At 51.4% G+C, this 19,891-nt stretch carries 17 protein-coding genes and 1 pseudogene; 11 read left to right on the plus strand and 7 right to left on the minus strand.

Annotation, left to right across the window (positions count from 1 at the left end):
• Nucleotides 1–8: 8 nt before the first annotated feature.
• Both PLO63_07595 and PLO63_07600 read right to left on the minus strand, forming a co-directional pair.
• Nucleotides 9–776, minus strand: a complete 768-nt coding sequence (locus PLO63_07595) for an electron transfer flavoprotein subunit beta/FixA family protein (protein ID HOI73994.1) — start codon at nt 774–776, stop codon at nt 9–11.
• A 40-nt stretch (nt 777–816) separates the two neighbouring features.
• Nucleotides 817–1,956, minus strand: coding sequence for an acyl-CoA dehydrogenase family protein (locus PLO63_07600; GenBank protein HOI73995.1), 1,140 nt, complete (start codon nt 1,954–1,956; stop codon nt 817–819).
• Nucleotides 1,957–2,242: 286 nt separating this feature from the next.
• On the opposite strand from PLO63_07600, the gene PLO63_07605 reads away from it, so the two are divergent.
• Nucleotides 2,243–3,400, plus strand: coding sequence for an acyl-CoA dehydrogenase family protein (locus tag PLO63_07605; GenBank protein HOI73996.1), 1,158 nt, complete (start codon nt 2,243–2,245; stop codon nt 3,398–3,400).
• Between the two features lie 158 nt (nt 3,401–3,558).
• Here PLO63_07605 and PLO63_07610 read toward each other — a convergent pair whose 3' ends face one another.
• Together PLO63_07610 and PLO63_07615 are read right to left on the minus strand one after the other, a co-directional pair.
• Nucleotides 3,559–4,734 (minus strand): radical SAM protein, encoded by a 1,176-nt coding sequence (locus PLO63_07610; protein ID HOI73997.1) that lies wholly within the window; start codon nt 4,732–4,734, stop codon nt 3,559–3,561.
• Nucleotides 4,735–5,227: 493 nt separating this feature from the next.
• A complete protein-coding gene (locus PLO63_07615; protein HOI73998.1) occupies nt 5,228–6,052 on the minus strand; it encodes a hypothetical protein in 825 nt (274 codons plus the stop codon).
• A 69-nt stretch (nt 6,053–6,121) separates the two neighbouring features.
• On the opposite strand from PLO63_07615, the gene PLO63_07620 reads away from it, so the two are divergent.
• The 6 genes from PLO63_07620 to PLO63_07645 all read left to right on the plus strand — a co-directional run bounded on the left by PLO63_07620 (nt 6,122) and on the right by PLO63_07645 (nt 13,657).
• Complete coding sequence (locus PLO63_07620) at nt 6,122–6,850, plus strand: adenylate/guanylate cyclase domain-containing protein (GenBank protein HOI73999.1); 729 nt, start codon at nt 6,122–6,124, stop codon at nt 6,848–6,850.
• Between the two features lie 142 nt (nt 6,851–6,992).
• Entirely contained in the window at nt 6,993–7,445 is a 453-nt protein-coding gene (dtd, locus tag PLO63_07625) for a D-aminoacyl-tRNA deacylase (protein ID HOI74000.1), read from the plus strand.
• 6 nt (nt 7,446–7,451) lie between these two features.
• A complete protein-coding gene (locus tag PLO63_07630) occupies nt 7,452–7,943 on the plus strand; it encodes a DUF1285 domain-containing protein (GenBank protein ID HOI74001.1) in 492 nt (163 codons plus the stop codon).
• Between the two features lie 30 nt (nt 7,944–7,973).
• Nucleotides 7,974–9,434 (plus strand): IMP dehydrogenase, encoded by a 1,461-nt coding sequence (gene guaB, locus PLO63_07635; protein HOI74002.1) that lies wholly within the window; start codon nt 7,974–7,976, stop codon nt 9,432–9,434.
• A gap of 42 nt (nt 9,435–9,476) precedes the next feature.
• Nucleotides 9,477–12,938, plus strand: coding sequence for a DNA polymerase III subunit alpha (gene dnaE / locus PLO63_07640; protein HOI74003.1), 3,462 nt, complete (start codon nt 9,477–9,479; stop codon nt 12,936–12,938).
• A gap of 50 nt (nt 12,939–12,988) precedes the next feature.
• On the plus strand, nt 12,989–13,657 hold the full coding sequence (locus PLO63_07645; GenBank protein HOI74004.1) for a UPF0280 family protein: 669 nt from the start codon (nt 12,989–12,991) through the stop codon (nt 13,655–13,657).
• A gap of 354 nt (nt 13,658–14,011) precedes the next feature.
• Here the strand turns inward: PLO63_07645 and PLO63_07650 are convergent, their stop codons facing one another.
• Nucleotides 14,012–14,185 (minus strand): hypothetical protein, encoded by a 174-nt coding sequence (locus tag PLO63_07650; GenBank protein ID HOI74005.1) that lies wholly within the window; start codon nt 14,183–14,185, stop codon nt 14,012–14,014.
• Between the two features lie 331 nt (nt 14,186–14,516).
• Nucleotides 14,517–14,717, minus strand: a pseudogene (locus PLO63_07655) (IS5/IS1182 family transposase).
• A 130-nt stretch (nt 14,718–14,847) separates the two neighbouring features.
• On the opposite strand from PLO63_07655, the gene PLO63_07660 reads away from it, so the two are divergent.
• The 4 genes from PLO63_07660 to PLO63_07675 all read left to right on the plus strand — a co-directional run bounded on the left by PLO63_07660 (nt 14,848) and on the right by PLO63_07675 (nt 19,438).
• Nucleotides 14,848–16,050, plus strand: a complete 1,203-nt coding sequence (locus PLO63_07660; protein ID HOI74006.1) for a pitrilysin family protein — start codon at nt 14,848–14,850, stop codon at nt 16,048–16,050.
• Nucleotides 16,051–16,064: 14 nt separating this feature from the next.
• The gene (locus PLO63_07665; GenBank protein ID HOI74007.1) at nt 16,065–17,738 is read left to right on the plus strand and encodes a radical SAM protein; all 1,674 of its coding nucleotides are present in this window, start codon (nt 16,065–16,067) and stop codon (nt 17,736–17,738) included.
• A 212-nt stretch (nt 17,739–17,950) separates the two neighbouring features.
• Nucleotides 17,951–18,718: an AzlC family ABC transporter permease gene (locus PLO63_07670; GenBank protein HOI74008.1), complete on the plus strand. Its 768-nt coding sequence runs from the start codon at nt 17,951–17,953 to the stop codon at nt 18,716–18,718.
• Nucleotides 18,719–19,078: 360 nt separating this feature from the next.
• On the plus strand, nt 19,079–19,438 hold the full coding sequence (locus PLO63_07675) for a cupin domain-containing protein (protein HOI74009.1): 360 nt from the start codon (nt 19,079–19,081) through the stop codon (nt 19,436–19,438).
• A 41-nt stretch (nt 19,439–19,479) separates the two neighbouring features.
• On the opposite strand, the gene PLO63_07680 is transcribed toward PLO63_07675, so the two are convergent.
• Nucleotides 19,480–19,818: a hypothetical protein gene (locus PLO63_07680; GenBank protein ID HOI74010.1), complete on the minus strand. Its 339-nt coding sequence runs from the start codon at nt 19,816–19,818 to the stop codon at nt 19,480–19,482.
• Nucleotides 19,819–19,891 lie beyond the last annotated feature (73 nt).

A 19,891-nucleotide genomic window follows, 5' to 3' on the forward strand; every position in this document is an offset into this window, starting at 1 on the left:
AGTCCCCTTTATAGGAGAATCCCTTTTTGCCGGAGCGCCCCGACGAAGCGGCTGATTTCCGGTCCGTCATTTCCGAAACGCTCACATTGACGTTCCAGTCTTGATGCCGTCAGCGACACGGTGCGGAAATGCGCTTCCGGCAATCCGGACAGTTCCTCCCTGCCGATCGTGACGACGGGTTTGCGGGAGGCCGAAAGGGTGTCTTTTACACCGGGGATCCTGGGGACGTTGATGTCTGGAAGGACCGTCACGACGGCGGGAAGTGGGGCGGAAACCCGTTCGATGCCGTCCTCCAGACGCCGTTCGGCCAACAGACGCCCGTCCTCCAGGTCGATCCTTTGAACAAAGGAAATGCAGGGGATGCCCAGACGCTCCGCCAGGCGGATTCCCACCTGCTGGTCGTAACGGTCGCTCGATCCTTCCCCGCAGAGGATCAGATCGAAATTCCCGATGCGGCTCCGGATGACCTCGGCCAGGATGCCTGCCGTTTCGGGGGCGCCGATATCGCCGAATGAGGCGTCGGCGACAAAGAAGGCCTGGTCGGCGCCCCGGGAGAGGGCGTCCTTGACGCCCTTGGTCGCCTCGGGGATGCCCACGGTCACGGCGGCAATGGAGCCCCCGGCCGCTTCCTTCAGGCGGGCCGCCTCTTCCAGGGCGTTGCGGTCATAATCGCTGATCTTGTAACTGACCGAAGAAAGGTCCAGTTCTCCTGCGGAGGTCCGCCGGATGTACGCCTCATCGACGACCCACTTGAAACAGGCAACCAGGACTGGCATCCTCATCCCCTCCGTCCGGCCGATTTCGATCCTTCGTTTCCTAACGGAGTACGTTTCCGGAGATCACCATCCGCTGGGCCTCCGACGTACCCTCGTAGATCTCGGTGATCTTGGCGTCCCGCATGAGGCGCTCCACCTTGGCACCCTTGCAGTACCCGTATCCCCCGTGGATCTGAACGGCCTTGATCGTGTGCTTCATGGCGGCCTCGGCGGCGAACAGCTTGGCCATGGAGGCCTCCTTGCTGAAGGGCTGCTTCTGGTCTTTCAGCCAGGCGGCGGCATACGTGAGATAGCGGGCGGCGGACAGGTCCGTCGCCATGTCGGCGATCATCCATGAAATGGCCTGGTGACGGGCGATGGGAGTTCCGAACTGGACGCGCTCCTTGCCGTACTTGATCGATTCGTCCAGGGCCGCCTGCAGGATTCCAACGGACTGGGCCGCGATCCCGACGCGCCCGTGGTCGAACCCCGTCATGGCCATGGCCATGCCGTTTCCTTCCTTTCCCAGCAGGTTTTCCTTCGGGACCCGGCAGTCCTTGAAGACCATCTCGGAAGTCTGGGAGGAGCGGAGACCCATCTTGTCAAAGTGCTCCCCCGCCTTCATCCCGGCGGTCTCCTTGGAAACGATGAAGGTGCTCATGCCCTTGCGGCCCGCGGCCTTGTCCGTCCAGGCGAAGACCAGGTAGGTATCGCCCGTGGGGCCGTTGGAGGTGAAGGTCTTCGTGCCATTGATCACGTAATCGTTTCCGTCCGCCACGGCCATGGTCGTGGCCGCCATGACGTCCGTTCCGGCCCCGGGCTCCGTCAGGACGAACGCGCCCAGATCCCGGCCCCTGGCCATGGGGACGAGGAACTTCTTCTTCTGTTCTTCGCTGCCGAAGAGGTTGATCAGCATGCAGGCAATGCCGACGTGGATGGACACGGTGAACCCGGTGGACGAGCAAGACCGGGAAAGCTCCTCCACGGCCACCGTATGGGTCAGATAATCCGCACCGGCTCCGCCGTATTCCTGGGGAATGGGAATCCCCATCCAATCCCCCTCGGCGAGCTGCCGGAACAGCTCCACGGGATGCCGGCTGTTCTCGTCGATCTCGGCGGCGATGGGATCAACGTACTTCTCGGCGAATTCCCTCATGTTCTTGCGAATGAGTTCCTGCTCTTCCGTAAGTCTGAAATCCATGATCGCCCTCCTTCGATGGGATTTTTCAGGACCGGAAGCGGTCGTCCCGTGGGCTCCGGCAGGGACAACGCGCCGGATCGGGATTTGCCGTTTCGTTTCTGTCACCTAACAGGTGACGGTTTTTTTTTCAACCGGCAATGAGGACGTTGCGTTCCCGGAACGGCGGGAAGAAGCGAATCCCGGCGGGCTCGGACGGGAAGCCGTTTTCTGGAGCCCTGGGAGAAAGGGGAGGATATTCCCTCTGCGAATATGGTAGAGAACGGCCCTGAAAGGAAGAAACCATCCCGTGGCGAGGAATGAAGCGATGTTTGAGATGACCGTGGAACTGGAGGCGTTTCGGGAGACCGTGCGGAAGATGGCGGAGGAGGTACTCGCTTCCCGAGCCCTGGATCTGGACGAGAAGGGCGAGTTCCCCCGGGATCTGCTTCCTTCCCTGGTGTCCCTGGGAATCATCGGTGCCACGACTGCTGCGGATGTCGGCGGCTCGGCGATGGGTTACGTGGCGGGTCTGATCGCCGCCGAGGAGATCTCTCGTGTCTATCCCTCCCTCGCCTTCTTTCTGGAGGGAACGCAGGCTCCCGTTCATGCCCTGGAACACTATGGAAACGACAGGCAGCGGGTCCGTTATCTGGCACCCGTCATCCGGGGCAGGAAGATCGTCTGCCTGGCGGCCACGGAGCCGACCGGCGGATCGGACATGGCCAACCTCGGCACGGAGGCCGTGCGGGATGGAAATGCGTACCGGGTCCGGGGCCGAAAGGTCTACATCACCAACGGCGGCATCGCGGACATCTGCCTGCTTCTCGTCCGGACGGGAAACCGCGCCAGCATGCTGGCCGTGGAAAAGAAGACGGCCGGCTTCAGCATCGGGCGGAGGGAGATCCAGACGGGGTTCCGATCCGTCCCGATCAGCGAACTCGTTTTCGAGGACTGCAGGGTCCCCGTGGGTAACCTGATCGGCAGGGAAGGAGATGGGCATGCCATTGCGCTGTCCAGTTTCATCGTTTCCCGTCCGATCATCGGGGCCATCGGCCTCGGCATAGCTGAAGGCGCGTTCGAGATTGCGCTCCGTTTCGCCCGGGAGCGGGTCCTGTACGGAAGGCCGATCAGCCGGCTGCAGCACATCCAGTTCATGCTGGCGGAAATGGAAACGGAGATCGAGAAGGCCCGTTGGGTTGTGTATTATCCAGGAGCGGCGCTGGATCGGGGACTCCCGCCGCGCCGGGTCGGCAAATGGGCGGCCCGGGCCAAGGCCGTAGGCGCCGAGACGGCCTTATGGGTCACCCAGAAGGCCATGCAGATCCTGGGAGGGCAGGGAGTGAATCCCCAGTCCCACCTGCCCAGGCTTCTCAACGATGCCCTGGAGCTCTTCCCCGCCTCCGGAACGGTGGAGGTCATGAAAATCATTCAGGCCACGGAGATCCTCCGCAAGGCAAGATCCTGACCGTTCCGCTCCTGCCGTGGAGGGCGACTTGCCGTGCCGGCCGGAGTCGCCGGCGAACGTCCATTCTGTTGCAGCCCGAGAGCGGGACATTTCCTTTCCGGCCTCGATGTATTTTCATTCCCGAGGGGCCGGATTCCTTCCGATCCGGACCTTTCCCGCTATCCATCCAAGGGAACGAGAGCCCGGCGCTTCAGTTCCCGAAAGACCGGAATCGTCAGCTCCTTCTCCGCGCAGGGGAGCAGGCTGTTGTTGTGGAACAGCGGCTCGTCGGCGATCGGATGGGGTGACGCATCCACGGCCTCGTCCCAGAGGGCGGTCCCCGGAATCGGGGAGTACTCCGCCAGGATGGGCCTCGCCCCGCAGGAGCGGACAAAGTCGATTCCTTCCTCGATTTCCTGGACGCCCTGTCCCGGCAGCCCGCACAACAGATAGATCCCTGTCTCGCCGTTCCGGTAACCGGCCTTCCGCAGGCACTCCATCGCCGCCTTCAGGTCGTCGGAGCCGGTCTTGCCTCCCGTTTCCCTCTGCCGAAGGACGTCCACCGTTTCAAAGCCGAAACGAAGGGTCCGGAAGCCCGACTCAAACAGGAGACGGCCCAGCTCTTCGTTCAATTCCCGGAGGTGAAGTCCGTTGGGACAGTGGAACTGGAGGCGGAGCCCGCGACGGATGATCTCCCGGGCGAGCGGACGAATCATCTCGTCCGGATTCACCAGGAGTGCGTCGTCATAGAAGGAAAAATTCCTGATCCCATGCCGTGTATGCCAGTAGGCGATCTCATCGGCTACGGCATGGGGGTCGCGCCGCCGGAAAAACGGTTCCATCCTGGCGGATGCGCAGTAAGTGCAGCGGAAAGGGCATCCCCTGGAGGTCAGGATGGGAACCTGGTCCAGGAAGGGGAGGAGATCGAAGGCGGGGTAGGGGAGATCATCCAGGTTGTCTTTTCCCGTGGGCATGTCGTGTTTCTGGTCGAAGACATCCTCCAGTATGGAAGGGAGTGCATCGATTCCGTCTCCAGGGATGACGAAGTCCGCACCGGAGTGCTGTTTTGCATGGTCTGTACAGAGGGTGGCATAGACCCCTCCCAGGATGACGGGAACCTTTCTCCATCTTGTCCGGATGTGTTCGATGGCTTCCGCCACACCAGGATACCAGTACGTCATGAAAGAAGTGACGAGTACGAGGTCCGGTTCGTCCATGCCGCTCAGCGCGGATTCGATCAGGGAAGGGGGACAACCGTAACGGCGGTAGCGCTTCGGGATTTCACGGAAGACCGGGGGTTTGGGTATTTCTTCCTTGTGGTAGGCGCCCCTGCCGTCGCTCTTTCGCTTTGGCATCGGCAACCCCGAGTCAGTATATGAACTGCTGGATGATATTAAACAGTCCAAATATCTTATATCATATTTTAATGATCTTAGAATCGATGCTATATAGAGGAGTCCCATCGGTTTTGCCCAGTGGTCATGAGCAGCAAAATCGTGGATCCAGGGATTGACAAGAAGGATCTTCTTCATGGTTGAGGTGTCACGTAAAATCGATTTCAGCAAATCTCCCGCTTCGTTTGTTCATCCTTATCACATGGCCGGGAAAAAGGACAGCAACCAAAATCGACCGGCCTGAAGGGGAGGCGGGGCGACATGAATTGTCCAATCTATAGTTATTACTAGTGTATATGCATTGGGTAGGTGGGTCTGATTCTATAGTTAGACTGTATAATATTAATTCTTGACAGGCGGTGGAATTTTTTGTAGGGTATTTTCGAACACGACAAATGTCAATTATATAGACTGTTCAATTATAGAATGGGGACGGAACTTGGACAATCAGATTTCAGCCTCCTGGATCAGCAGCCTGGACATCCTGCGGAAGACCGGTATCTCTCGGGCCACCCTGAACAACTACATTCAGATGGGCCTGATTCCGAGGCCACGAATCGCAAAGCCGGAAGGAGAACGTGTCAAAGCAAGACGGGTCGGCTACTTTCCGCTTTCCGTGCTGGAACGGATCGAAGCGGTGCAGCGAATGAAAAGGGAGGGGAGAAGCATGCAAAGTATTCTCGATGAACTTGGCGTTCGTTTTCCCGTTGCGAAGGAAGTCCCTGAATCGAAGATCGGAGATGATGCGCAAATTCCCGGAACACCGGAAATGGATCCTGGAGCCGGGCGTGATGAAACAGAAGTGGATAGCGGCAGGGATAATCTCAGTAAGGGAGTGGAACGTACCGTACATGCAGGCCGGCAGAGAGGCTTGTCTCTGCAGCTGACAATCGACGATATTCCATGTCCCGCCTACCTTTTGAACAACAATTTCGAAGTCGACTGGATCAATCCCCTGGCGGAAGAGAAAATCTTTCGCAGGACCGTCCGCACGGTTCGCGAAGCGGAGAACCGCAATGTGTTTCGTTTGCTCCTGCGAGGAGGGGCATCGAGCCGAACCCTGGGGAATATGGATCTCGATCTGTGCGCCTTTCACATGTCGTTTGTGAAGGCCAGGCATGAAAAGACATTTCTTCAAAAGATGTATGGCGACATGAGCATGGAAGAGAGGGAATATCTGGAAAATCTTTATGGGTGTTCGGAAACGGCTCCCCATGACCCCATGAAAGACATTTTTCTCGAGACGCCCAATCTGCACGGCAAGGCTCAACCCTATCATGTATATTACGCTATATTTCGTGAGGGAATTCTCTTTGTGTACGGGAATGTGGAAAGGATCCTTAAAGGGGTGGCTGAGCTATTGTCCAGCCGCGATCAGGTCGTCCGGGAACTCATGAAGCAGCGCATGCCCACCCTGACCTCCTTCTGTGTCCTCGTAGCCGACCTCCAGGATTCCAGCAGGATCTGCGCGGAACTGGCGCCGGAGGATTATTTCGAACTCATCAACGATATCTGGAAGACCATGGAAAGCTCCTTCCGGAGCTACTACGGCACGTATGGAAAGCATGTCGGCGACGGGATGGTTTATTACTTTCTCCGGGATCGGGATTCCAACTACCTGATGAACGCAATCGCCTGCTCGGTGGAGCTGAAGGAAAAGATGGCGCGCCTCAGCCATGAATGGAAGCTTCGCAAGGGATGGTTCAACGATCTGTATCTAAACATCGGAATCAACGAAGGTCAGGAGTTCTTCGGCACGATCCCCACAGCCCCGAATGTCGAGTTCACTGCTCTGGGGGATTCGGTCAACTATGCATCCCGCCTGTCGGACTTTGCGCGTCGCGGTTCCATCTGGACAACGAAGAATCTTCTGAGCAAGTTGAGCGAAGAAGAACGGAAGAGAATCCGATACGGGGTGCCAAGCCATCAGGAAGGCCGGGAGGTCACCATTGAGAACCTGTATTCGAGGGTCATGGACATGATCAGTCCGGAAAGCCCCAAATATCGAAAATTCCTTGATATCGCGGCGCTCCCCATCACCCAGGTCCTCTCCGTGGCACCCCAGAAGAACGATTGACCGTTTTTCCCGCATGCATGATGAGCTTCGAGGGGTCCCGACAAGGGGCCCCTTGTCCTTTCCGGATACCGGAAACACAAAGCGCTTGAAGGTCGCCCCGATTGCTGCTAACATGCGCCGCGATTGAGACGGGGTGTTGCAGATGCGGGCCGTCATCCAGCGTGTCTCCGAGGCCGGGGTAACGGTCGGAGGAGAAAGCCTTTCCACAATCGGTGCCGGACTCTTGGTCTTCCTGGGTGTACAGCAGGGGGACGGGGAAGCGGACGCCGATTATCTCCTGGAAAAGATCATCAATCTGCGGATCTTCGAGGATCCGGACGGCAAAATGAACCTTTCCCTGGTCGATACGGGAGGTTCCATGCTCGTTATCTCGCAGTTCACCCTGCTGGCGGATTGCCGGAAAGGACGACGGCCCTCTTTTGCACATGCGGAGGAACCGGCACGAGCCAGGGATCTCTATGAATACTTCGTCGGAAAATCGCGGGACAGGCTCGACGGCCGAGTCGGGCAAGGCGAGTTTCAGGCCATGATGAAGGTTCGCCTCGTCAATGACGGTCCCGTCACGATATGGATCGACAGCAGGAGAGAAACCTGAATCAAGATGGAAAACGTGAAGGAAAACATCCCCCTCTGTGATATTCGGATCGACCGGGACGGAGTCTGGTACTTCCGGGGCGCCGTCATGTTCCGCAAGGAAATCGTCAATTATTTCTATGAGCACCTCCGACTCGACGAAGAGGGGAGGTACTGGATCGATCTGGGGCACGACTGCTGCGTCATTGACGTGGAAGATACCCCGTTCGTTGTCCGGGCCGTCTACCGGTCCCGGGAAGACAACGGGAACGGAGAACGAATCGATCTGCTCCTGTGCGACGACACACTTGAACTCCTCGATCCGGCCAGCCTGTCCATGACACAGGAGAATGTACCCTACTGTTCGGTCAGGGGGGGCCGTTTTCCCGCGCGCTTCTCAAGGCCTGCTTATTACCAGCTGGCCGAGCACATTGAGTACGATGCCCGGAGGGATGCATTCTATCTGTCCCTGAACGGGCAGGCCTACGACCTTCTCCAGCGGAAATTCCCGGAGATTTAAAATCCTGAATGAAACATGGGAGGAAAAGTCATGTTGGGTGACCAGGTAAGAGAGGCCCTGACGTTCGATGACCTGCTTCTGGTGCCGGCGGAATCGGCAGTCATGCCGAAAGACGTCGATACCACGACGCTTTTGACCCGCGAGATCAAGCTCAACATCCCCATCGTCAGTGCGGCGATGGACACGGTGACAGAATCCGCCACGGCCATCTGCATGGCTCAGGAAGGAGGGATCGGGATCATCCACCGGAACATGTCCATCCAGAGGCAGGCCCTGGAAGTGGACAAGGTGAAGAAGTCCGAAAGCGGGATGATCGTGGATCCCATCACCATCGAGCCGGAGCGGAAGGTTTCCGATGCGCTCGAACTGATGCACCGCTATAAAATCTCCGGAGTTCCGGTGACCAAAAACAAGAAACTGGTGGGAATCCTGACGAACCGCGACCTGCGGTTTGAAACGAGACTGGATCAGCCCGTTGCAAATGTGATGACCAGGGAGAACCTCGTTACGGTTTCTTCCACCATTGGACTGGAGGAATCGAAGGAGCTGCTGCACAAGCACCGGATCGAAAAGCTGTTGGTCGTGGACGACCATTACAACCTGAAAGGGTTGATAACCATCAAAGACATTGAAAAGATAAGAAAATATCCAAACGCGTCGAAGGATTCCCTGGGAAGGCTCCGCGTGGGAGCCGCCGTGGGAACGCTCGACCGGGAGGCAAGGGTGGAGGCCCTCCTGGCAGCGGGAGCGGATGTGATCGTCATCGACACATCCCACGGGCATTCCCTGGGGGTCATCGATGCGGTGCGCGATACGAGGCGAAATTTCCCGGATTGCAGCCTGATCGCGGGCAACATCGCCACGGGAGAGGGCGCCGAGGCGCTCATCGAGGCGGGAGTGGACGCGGTGAAGGTCGGGGTGGGACCGGGATCGATCTGTACGACCCGCATCGTTGCCGGTGTCGGGGTTCCCCAGATGAGCGCCATCCGCGATACATACAAGGTAGCGTCGAAACATGGCATTCCGGTCATCGCCGACGGGGGCATCAAGTTTTCGGGTGACATCGTCAAGGCCCTGGCGGCGGGAGCACACTCCGTCATGGTCGGGGGGCTCTTTGCAGGGACGGCCGAAAGCCCCGGGGAAACGGTTCTTTTCCAGGGGCGAAGCTACAAGGTCTATCGCGGGATGGGATCCCTGGAGGCCATGAAGGAAGGCAGCCGTGACCGTTACTTCCAGGACGAGATGGAGAGTCCGCTCAAGCTCGTTCCCGAGGGGATCGAGGGACGGGTTCCCTTCCGGGGGTTCCTGTCCGACAGCATCTACCAGATGGTCGGCGGGATACGATCGGGGATGGGCTATGTGGGCTGCTGCACGGTTTGTGAAATGCACGAAAAAGCGAAGTTTGTCCGCATCACATCTGCGGGGCTCCGGGAGAGTCACGTCCACGATGTGATCATCACGAAGGAAGCTCCCAACTACTGGCTGGACTAAGCACCGGTCCGGACGACCTCGTTGTCCGCCGTCGAGAAACCTATGCCCTCCGATTTCGTCCATCTTCATGTTCATACTCAGTACAGCCTGCTGGACGGCGCCATCCGCCTGGGCGATCTCTTCCAGAAGGCGAAAGAGTACGGGATGCAGGCCCTGGCCATCACGGACCACGGCAACCTTTTCGGCGCCATCGATTTCTACCAGCGGGCCTTGAAAGCGGGCATCAAACCCATCATTGGCTGCGAACTCTACGTCGCCCCGGGAAGCCGCTTTGAAAGGCAGTCCCAGGGCATCGGGGAAACCGCCCGCCATCTTGTCGTCCTGGCCGAGAACATGACCGGGTACAGGAACCTGATGAAACTCGTCACGGCCGGATGGACGGAGGGTTTTTACTATCGTCCCCGCGTGGACAGGGACCTGCTCCGGGCACACCATGAAGGACTCATCGCCTCCAGCGCCTGCCTGCACGGGGAGGTTGCGGACCGCCTTCTGAAAGAGGGTCGGGAAAGCGCCATGCGGGCCGCCGACGAGCTGAGGGACATCTTCGGGGATGGGAATTTCTACCTCGAACTGATGGAGAACGGCCTGGAAGAGCAGAAGGAAGCCAACACCGGCCTGATCGAAATCAGCCGCAAACGATCCATCCCCCTGGTGGCGACGAACGACTGCCACTACCTGCAGCGCTCGGATGCCGAGGCCCATGAAGTCCTGCTGTGCATCCAGACCGGAAAAAACATGGAAACGACGGACCGGATGCGGTTCGAGACGGATCAGCTCTATTTCCGCTCGCCCGAGGAGATGATCCGGCTGTTCGCGAACCACCCGGAGGCAATCGAAAATACACTCCGGATCGCCGAACGCTGCCATCTTTCCTTCACCTTCGGCGAGTTCCTGCTCCCCCAGTTCCAGAGTGACTCGGGAGAATCCCTGGACGAACTCCTGGTCCGGGAGGCGGAAAAGGGGCTGGCGGAAAAAATGCCGGCCCTGCTCCGCGGCAGGGATCCGGAACTCCGGTTCGTATATCTGAAACGGCTCCGGGAAGAGCTGGAAATGATCCGCAATATGGGATTTTCCGGTTATTTTCTCATTGTGGCGGATTTCGTGCGGTACGCCAAAAAGAGGAAAATCCCCGTCGGACCCGGCCGGGGATCCGCCGCGGGAAGCCTGGTGGCCTTCGCCATCGACATTACTTCCATCGATCCGATCCGTTACGGCCTCTTCTTCGAGCGGTTTCTGAATCCGAACCGCAAGAGCATGCCCGATATCGACATCGATTTCTGCCAGGAGGGGCGGGACGAAATCATCCGGTACGTGACGGACAAATACGGCCATGACAGGGTGGCCCAGATCATCACCTTCGGGCAGATGAAGGCCAAGGCGGTCATCCGTGACGTCGGACGGGCTCTCAGCATTCCCTACGGGGAAGTGGATGCGATCGCGAAGCTGGTTCCCAGCGTTCTGAACATTACCCTCGATCAGGCCATTCATGATGAGGCCCGCCTTCAGGAGGAGGCCAAAAAAAGTGAAAAGATCCGGAAGCTCCTCCACCTCTCCCGGTCCCTGGAGGGCCTGAACCGCCACGCCTCCACCCATGCAGCCGGTGTGGTCATCTCCGACGTACCGCTGGTGGAACGGGTGCCCCTCTATCGGAGTCCCAAGGGCGACGATTCGGTGGTGACACAGTACGCCATGAAGGACCTCCAGGACATCGGTCTGACCAAGTTCGACTTCCTGGGGCTCAAGACACTGACGGTCATCAATAACTGTCTCCAGTTCATCGAAGAGGGAAGGGGCGTCCACCTGAACATCGAGGATCTGCCTCTCGACGATCCAAAGACCTATGAACTCCTGGGGCGGGGAGACACCGACGGCGTTTTCCAGCTGGAAAGCTCCGGCATGAAAGACCTCCTTGTCAACCTTCGTCCCGACTGCATCGAGGATGTCATCGCCTTGATCGCCCTGTATCGTCCCGGGCCGATGAGCCAGATCCCCGATTTCATCGCCCGCAAGCAGGGACGGACGAAAATCACCTACGAAGTTCAGCAGTTGAAGGATGTTCTTCAGGAAACATACGGCGTCATCGTCTATCAGGAGCAGGTCATGCAGATTGCCGGATCCATCGGCGGCTATTCCATGGCCGATGCGGACAACCTGCGCCGGTTGATGAGCAAAAAGAAGCCTGAGGAAATGGAGAAGGAGAAGCCCAAGTTCCTGGAAGGGGCGAAACGGAACGACATTCCCCAGCAGAAGGCACAGAAGATCTGGGATCAGATGGAGACCTTCGCCGAGTACGGCTTCAACAAATCCCACAGCGCCGCCTATGCGATCATCACCTACCAGACAGCGTACCTGAAAGCCCATTATCCGGCGGAATTCATGGCGGCCCTGCTCACATCGGAAAAAGACAACCGGGATAAGATCATTCGGTACATCCACGGTTGCCGGTCCCTGGGGATAGCCGTTCTGCCCCCGGACATCAACTCGTCGCTCCGTGACTTCAGTGTCTCCGAGGACGGAAACATCCGCTTCGGTCTGGCGGCGGTCAAAAACGTCGGGGTCGGTGCTGTGGAAGCCATACTCGATGCCCGACGTGAAAAGGGGAAATTCCTGTCTTTTAAGGATTATTGCCGTCGTGCCGATCTCCGGAAGATCAACAAGCGGGTCGTGGAAAGCCTGGTCAAGTGCGGCGCCTTCGACTCCGTTTATCCGAATCGCCGCCGGTTGATGGAGTCTTTTGAACACGACCTGGAACTGGCAAGCCGGGAATCCCAGCACAGGGCAGCCGGCCAGGCCGGTTTGTTCGACACGCTGGATGAGAACGACTGCGATGAATTAAACGATAACATTAGTAATGTAGATGAAAAGCCAGGTAATCAAAAGGAAATGCTTTCTTATGAAAAGGAGTTGATCGGTTTCTACATCACCAGCCATCCCCTGGCTTTTGTCGAAGAGAAGCTCAAACGGGTCGCCACGGCGGACATCGAGGCGCTCAGGCAGATGCAGGACAAGGAAACGGTTTCCTTTGGCGGGATCGTCAGCGCCATCAAGGAGCTCAAGACGAAACGCAAAGATACCATGGCATATGTAACCTTTGAAGATTTGAAGGGATCTGTCGAGGTTATCGTCTTTGGGGACACCTATCGCCAGTGCGAGGCATTGCTGAAAGGGGCGGATCCTCTCCTCGTGACGGGGACACTGGATGCCGACGAAGAAAACGTGCGTGTCAAGGCGACAGAGATCACCAACCTGGCGGATGTAGCGGAGCATCCTTTTTCGTCCGTCCATTTCACAGTCGATTCGTCCCGCTTCCGGCCGGATGATCTGGCAGCCCTGAAGACGCTGGTTCTGAAATATCCCGGTAAATACGACGGGTTCCTTCATATTCATGTGAATGGCTGCGAGACGGTGATCTATCTGGGACAAGACGCCCGCCTGCATATCTCGGATGAATTGAAAAACGAGGCGGAGCAATTCCTGGGGAAAGGGAACACCCGTTTTCAATAATGGAATACCGGGAGCGAACGTATCGGCGGAGGACCTCAACCCCGGGTCTGGTGTCCTTTTCGATTCAGGTCGGCCAGACGGACCTGATGATCAGCGCTTCCCGTGACCTGACTGAACCCGCATTCCAGGCTGTCCATCGGTATCGTCGCCAGATCGAGTCGTACATCGAGTCCCGCCCTGATTTTCTGAAGTCACTGATTCCACTGTCCAATGACAATCTGGCCCCACCGATTGTCCGCGATATGCTCGATGCCGCGGATCGGGCCGGCGTCGGTCCCATGGCGGCGGTTGCCGGCGCCATGGCGGAACGGGTGGGCCGCGACCTCCTGCCGTTATCATGCAACATCATGGTCGAAAACGGAGGAGACATTTTTATCGGGATGGATCTGGAAGTCCGGGTCGGCCTGTTTGCCGGGACATCGCCTCTAAGCGACCGGATTGCATTGCGAATCCTCCCGGAACAGACACCGTTGGGCATCTGCACATCCTCGGGCACCGTCGGACCGAGCCTGAGTCTCGGCCGGGCGGATGCCGTGACCGTGATTTCCAAATCGGCGGCCCTGGCCGATGCCGCAGCCAGTTCCATCGGAAACCTGGTTCAGAATCCCGCGACAATCGGAAATGGAATCGAAAGGGCGAAAGAAATAGACGGTGTTCTGGGAGTCGTCATCATCGTCGGCGACAGGATGGGTGCCTGGGGTGAAGTCGAGCTGGCGTGATCAAGAATGCAGAGATTGATGGCGAAGGTACAATCGACAGGAAATCCACTCCAACCAAATCATCAATCGCCTGAGAAGAAAAAATCACATAGAGCGGGAACGTGCCCGTCCGATTGCATGAGGCAGTTCATCCTGACCGTTAACCGTCATCTAAAAAAAAGCGGACAGCATAGTTTACATAACATATCTTATCGGACATGTATCGTCTTTTAGGATTTTCTTTTCCACTTCGACGACAGCTTCTCCTTTTCGGTTCCATAAAGCTTCTTATAAAAAGTCGCGCAGAAGAACTTAGGCAGCTCTCGAGAGTCAACTGACTGCTGTTTCTTCTGTTCATATAAAAAAATTAGGTAATTAGTCCCGTTTTGGCACCAGATCGCAGAGGAATGTAGCGACCTGGTCGAAGAGGTCGGCATTCCGATTGTTATACCGAAACTCCAGCTCTTTCAAATAAAGAGGGAACTGTTCCTTGGAGACGCCATGGTGCTTGATCAGCCGCTCCTTGGCCCAGCTCCAGAAGCCCTCCATAATGCTTTTGCCTCGCCAGATATTAAGTCATGATAAGTAGTTAAGTCCATGAGGCACCCTTAACACAGGTGCCAGAACAGGATCAATTACCAAAAATTATGAGATCATAACTTTCCAAATCAAATCATACTAGGCCAGATATTCAGATATCCCACCTACAGAATCATTTGGTACGTATATAGTATAATCAGGCATTGATATTTTCCAATTGTTTTCATATTATTTACTCAATAATTTAAGTGATTAGGATCATTCTTATATTGGTTGGTCGGGTTTCGTACAACAACGCTTCCGCTTTTGGCATCTGTTTTGTCGGAACATATAAGATGGTGTGCTTTAGGTAGTGCAGCCCGACGATCAGCCGAGTCGGAAGTCCGGGACAGCCGGCCATCTCTACGAACAATTGACTGAACTCGGTGTCAAAGAATGACCAGTCGATCTGACGGGCAAGCTTGAAGAGAGGGTGCCCGTTGTTGAGAATCTGATCCAGGCGGGAACGGAACAGATCGCCTTGGGCCTCTTGGGCGGACATATTTTTCAGTTGCATAAAATGACCAGCTTTTGAGGGATTTTGAATTTTTGCTGGCGATTTATTCATAGAACAAGCCATTAATAAAGCAATAATTACAATATATTACATTTTATCGGGGACAACTATATTAATGAAGGGCACTGCAAAAAAGTTTAAATTATCAAATGGGTTGACTTTGCTTTTGGAATCGACCAGTTACAATTCCGTTATGTTAGGAATTTCGATCAGAATAGGATCAAAAAATGACCCTGATTCACTACATGGAATGGCACATCTATGTGAGCATATAATCATCAGATCATGCGATAAGAAAATAAGTTCGACAGATAGAGATAATTTAAAAATACATGCTTTCACTGAAAGAGAAGAGACGTTCATTTTCATCAGATCTTTAAAAGATAAATTTTCATCCGCAATAAGATGGTTTGAGTATTTTTGTTCCCAGCATAACATAACCAATGAGGATTTATTTATTGAGAAGAATATTGTTTCTGAAGAAATTCATGCATATGATAATAGCGAGATTAGTAAAATTGAATCTGCTTTTTTTAGAAAAGCATTCGTAGGAAAAAAAATGTCACACTCTATTTCGGGCAATATATCTGGTATTAAACAGATTCAATTAGCTGATGTGAATAATCACCTTTCTTTATATTCAATACCAACCAATTTAGTCATAGCAGTGAGTGGTGATCTTGACAATGATAGAATATTAAATACGATAGAGAGCATAACCAAACACTTGAAGGGTTCAGCGATTACTAATAGAATTCACTCAGGCCATCCTAAACCGTTCAGAGTACAAGTAAAATCAAATTTGGAGTTGACATACTTCATTTATGGATTTGAAGTGCCCGAAAGAAGTTCTGAAGAGCGACTTCTAATATACGCACTTAGCAATTATTTAGGTGAAGAAGATTATTCAAAGTTATATCAAGTTATTCGCAAAGAAAAAGGATTAGCTTACACGATAGCTTCTGAATATCAGCTTTTCTCCGATATTGGTTTCCTACTAATAAAAGGCTTGACGTCTCAAAACAACTTTTCAGAGGTTATGCTTAATATTAATAACATTTTAGAAGATTGCAAAAATATGAATTTTGATTCCGTACTTCTTCACAATATCGCAAAACATATGAAAAAAAACCTGCTAATGAATTTGGATGATATAAATATACGAATCATCAGATTACTTAAGCATGAATTATGGTTTTCGGAATTTTATAATATTGATGATGATTTACTATTTATTGATAATCTTTTATCATCAAATATTAATATTATGGCAAAACGTGTATTTAGCGGCGAAGGCTTTTTATGTCATAGTATTTGACGGGAGGATAGGAGATGTCTGATGTTGTGTTGATAAACCCCAATATTAATATAGTTGATAAGGAAAAGGATCATTACTCTGTACTGGATCACCTTGGGTTGGGTTTGGTTGCGGCCAGTTTAGAAAGAAGCGGTATCAGCGTTGAAATAATCGATGGATATGCCCTGAATTTGTCCAAAGAAGTATTAATTGAGAAAGCACTTCGTGCTAAGCCTTCCTTTGTTGGAATAACATGTAATTTCATAGGATTTGAAGATGCTATTGATATAGCAAGGAATATTGCTTCAGTCGACAATAATCCATTTATCTTCATGGGTGGCGAGCATTGTACATATTCAGCAGATGAAATTTTAGCAAATTATCATTTTGTCGATGCAATTGTTCGCGGAGAGGGAGAAATTACCTCTGTCGAACTTATAAATAATTTCAATATATTAAGTAATGTGGCTGGAATATATTATAGAGATCAAAAAAGCGGTAAGGTGTTCAAAAATCCGGATAGGAAAGCGATTGACAATTTAGATGATATCCCCTTTGCACGTAGAGATACTCTTGATTACTGTAAAACACATAAGGAAACCTCCATAATAGGCATGCTTACTCAACGTGGTTGCAATTTAGATTGTCATTTTTGTAATGCACATACTTTTTTTCGATTAGGTGGCGGTAAATTTATTAGAAGGCGATCACCTCAAAACATAGCTGATGAAATAGAAATATTGCATGAAAAGTACTATCGTTTTAATATGATAGAAAAGATGTATTTTTATGATGCAAATTTTATTGACGGTAGTAGACAATCAAAACAGTGGGCTCAAGAGCTTGCTCATGAAATTATCAAGCGAAATATAATTATTCCTTTTGAAGTGTATATGCGAGGTGATTCTGTTTCTCCTGAGCATGATCAAGAGCTTATAGATATTCTAAAAAAAGCCGGACTCAGCTCCGTATTTATTGGTATCGAATCTTTTGATCAGAATGATTTGAATGTGTTTGGGAAAAAAATAGAAACAGATAACATGGAGAGAACTATTAATTTTTTAATTGAGAATGATATTTTCGGTCTTACTCAAGGGCTTATAATGTTCAATCCGTATAGCACTTTTCAAGGATTAAGAAGAACAGCAGATTTCTTACTGAAATATAATTTGGCTTCATTTTGGAATATGTCACAAAAATTACAACTATTTCCAGGGGTTAAGCTTATATCAAAATTATCAAGTGAAGGTTTACTCGATAACAAAATAAATTCTAATGAAGTGTATTCATATAAGTTTCAATCGCAAAGCATTGAAAAAATGTCTAATTACCTTATCGCAATGAATGACAACCCCATTGTAATAAATGATAATGCCATCATGAGGTATGTACGTGGGGCCGTTCCTGAATTGTACAAATCTGTTTCTGATTTTCCTGATATTATCAAACTCCTTCATCCTATTAATTTATTGATCAATAAAAAAATAAAAGAAATCAATGAATTGAATCATAGCTATTTTGTGAATATAATTAGTTCTTACGAGAGCGGTGTTCCTCAGGACAAAATAGATAAATACAAATCAGAATACTTGTCTTCATCTGATAAGAGTGTTCGAGATCTCGATAATTTATATAATGATATGCTGCGAACAGTAGACAAATCCTTAAGTGAGAAAATTATAAATAATAAAGTTGCTGAGACAATTTAACATGGACTTTCCTTTCGGAAGGTGGTCAAAAATAACATCATTTCTTGATGGATGGAAGGAGGTGAAACAGAATGGGTATCAACTTAATGGCACCTAAAGGTAGCGATCAGAATGTAATGTTGTCGGCTGATGTTTCAAAGAAGCTCGACGAGGTGAAAAAGAAGTAATTTAACCAATCATCATCTATGATGGGCGGGCGCTAAATTCCCTTCATGAGTGCAGTTACAATCATAAAAGAAGGAGAATTTAGCGCCTCTTCTTACCGAATATTATACGTAAGAAAGCTTCTGATTATAATGATAAATAATCATTTTATAGAAGGTCTTAAAAGAACATTTCCGCTTTTCATAGGAGTCATACCTTTTGGACTTGCATATGGAATTTCAGCTAAAACAGCTGGTTTGAATCTTTTCCAGACAGTGTTGATGTCATTAATCGTTTTTGCTGGTGCAGCGCAATTTATTGCGATCGAAATGATGAAACTAAAATCATGGATTATCGCTATTCTAATAACTACTCTTGTAATTAATTTGCGTCACATCCTAATGTCCTTATCTCTGAAGCCTTTTTTGAGCAAATATCCCAAAATGTTAACTCTCGCTATTGCATTCGGGATTATTGATGAAACATTTGCTGTAAGTAGTTTATATTTTACGGAAAAAAAAGAGGGATACATTTCATTTCTGTTTTCATCTGCTGTTTTGATGTACTTTGGTTGGGTGGGAAGTTCTTTTTTGGGTTACGTTTTAGGCGAACAAATACAAGATCCTTTAAAATGGGGATTAGATTTTGCCATGCCTGCTACCTTTATAGGTATTCTAATTCCTCAGGTGAGATCCAGAAATATTATGAATACAGTTGTTAGTTCAGCGATAACTGCAACCATTCTTAAACTTATATTAAACAATCCTATTTTCATCTTATTCGGAGCAATAATAGGAGCATTTGTAGGATATAAATCAGAAAGGAGTGGATTGTGATAGATAAAGTAATTATCATTATAATTGGAATGGGAATTGTCACATACATAACAAGAAGTATTATGTTAAGCTTGGACTTTAAAATTACGAAAAACTGTCAAGTATTTTTATCCTATATACCTTTTTCTATCTTAAGTGCATTGATTTTTCCGTGTATTCTTGTTCCAGGAAAAGAACTGAACACAACGTTATCAAATCATTATCTAATAGCTGGAATCATTTCTATTTTTATAGCTTTAATATCAAAAAAAGCGGTAGTCACCGTGATATTCGGGGTTACTATCATGATTTTTATAAAAGCGCTTTCCTTGTGATTTCATCATAAATTATTCAGCTAAATTTAAAGAAGGAGTTATTATCATGACTTCAATTTTTCCCGAACCTATAGTAAATCTTGACGAGGCGGATATTCCAATGAACGGGGTATCAGCTTATCTCTCACAGGCGGAAACTCATCAGATCATCTTCATGCATTTTTCAGAAGATATTGATTTACCCGAGCACTCACATGAATCGCAATGGGGAATTGTTTTGGAAGGATCAATTGATCTTTCAATAGCTGGGATAAGGAAAACATACATGAAGGGTGATCGATATTTTATTCCGAAAGGGGTATTACACTCTGGCAAAATATATGCTGGATATGCTGATGTAACATTCTTTAATGAGCCTCGAAGATATCTGACTAAAAATGTGACCGGGAACGGGGTCATGTCCTGATTCTATCCGGTATTTATTTGACAAATAAAAGATAGGCAAAATTACGGCCGGCCGGTTTTGTCGCTCCAGAAGGTGTCCCAGAAAGGATAAGAGCTTCCCTGAACGTAGGCGGTCCGGATGAGGACGGAATCGGGCCGGAAAAAGAAGGCCGCCGTGTCGTAGCGGATCAGGTCGCCGTGGCCGCTGAGATTGACGCTGCTGGGAAGGATGTCGCTCATGGGGATGCCGACGGTCATCTGGCCGCCGCGGTAGTGCATCCGTTCATAGACGAGGAGGGTTTCCACCCCGAGTTTATGGATCTCCGTTGGAGCGCCATAGACGGCAAGGACATCCCCGAGGCTGCTTTTCCCGGGCTGAAAACGGTTTCCCGGGTCGGTCACGTCATTTCCCTCCCGGGCGTGCATGATCCGGAAGGAAGCGCAACCCGTCATGAAGACGATGCCGGCAAGGATG

This window comes from Syntrophales bacterium, assembly GCA_035363115.1.
GTDB lineage: Bacteria > Desulfobacterota > Syntrophia > Syntrophales > PHBD01 > PHBD01.

Excerpts from the sequence above, each read along its gene's own strand:
- PLO63_07660 (HOI74006.1), top strand. The coding sequence starts at position 14,848 with ATGAAGGGCACTGCAAAAAAGTTTAAATTATCAAATGGGTTGACTTTG.
- PLO63_07615 (HOI73998.1), bottom strand. The coding sequence starts at position 6,052 with ATGATAGGGTTGAGCCTTGCCGTGCAGATTGGGCGTCTCGAGAAAAAT.
- PLO63_07670 (HOI74008.1), top strand. The coding sequence starts at position 17,951 with ATGAGTGCAGTTACAATCATAAAAGAAGGAGAATTTAGCGCCTCTTCT.
- dtd (HOI74000.1), top strand. The coding sequence starts at position 6,993 with ATGCGGGCCGTCATCCAGCGTGTCTCCGAGGCCGGGGTAACGGTCGGA.
- PLO63_07675 (HOI74009.1), top strand. The coding sequence starts at position 19,079 with ATGACTTCAATTTTTCCCGAACCTATAGTAAATCTTGACGAGGCGGAT.
- PLO63_07610 (HOI73997.1), bottom strand. The coding sequence starts at position 4,734 with ATGCCAAAGCGAAAGAGCGACGGCAGGGGCGCCTACCACAAGGAAGAA.
- PLO63_07600 (HOI73995.1), bottom strand. The coding sequence starts at position 1,956 with ATGGATTTCAGACTTACGGAAGAGCAGGAACTCATTCGCAAGAACATG.
- PLO63_07665 (HOI74007.1), top strand. The coding sequence starts at position 16,065 with ATGTCTGATGTTGTGTTGATAAACCCCAATATTAATATAGTTGATAAG.
- PLO63_07595 (HOI73994.1), bottom strand. The coding sequence starts at position 776 with ATGCCAGTCCTGGTTGCCTGTTTCAAGTGGGTCGTCGATGAGGCGTAC.
- PLO63_07650 (HOI74005.1), bottom strand. The coding sequence starts at position 14,185 with ATGGAGGGCTTCTGGAGCTGGGCCAAGGAGCGGCTGATCAAGCACCAT.
- guaB (HOI74002.1), top strand. The coding sequence starts at position 7,974 with ATGTTGGGTGACCAGGTAAGAGAGGCCCTGACGTTCGATGACCTGCTT.
- PLO63_07630 (HOI74001.1), top strand. The coding sequence starts at position 7,452 with ATGGAAAACGTGAAGGAAAACATCCCCCTCTGTGATATTCGGATCGAC.
- dnaE (HOI74003.1), top strand. The coding sequence starts at position 9,477 with ATGCCCTCCGATTTCGTCCATCTTCATGTTCATACTCAGTACAGCCTG.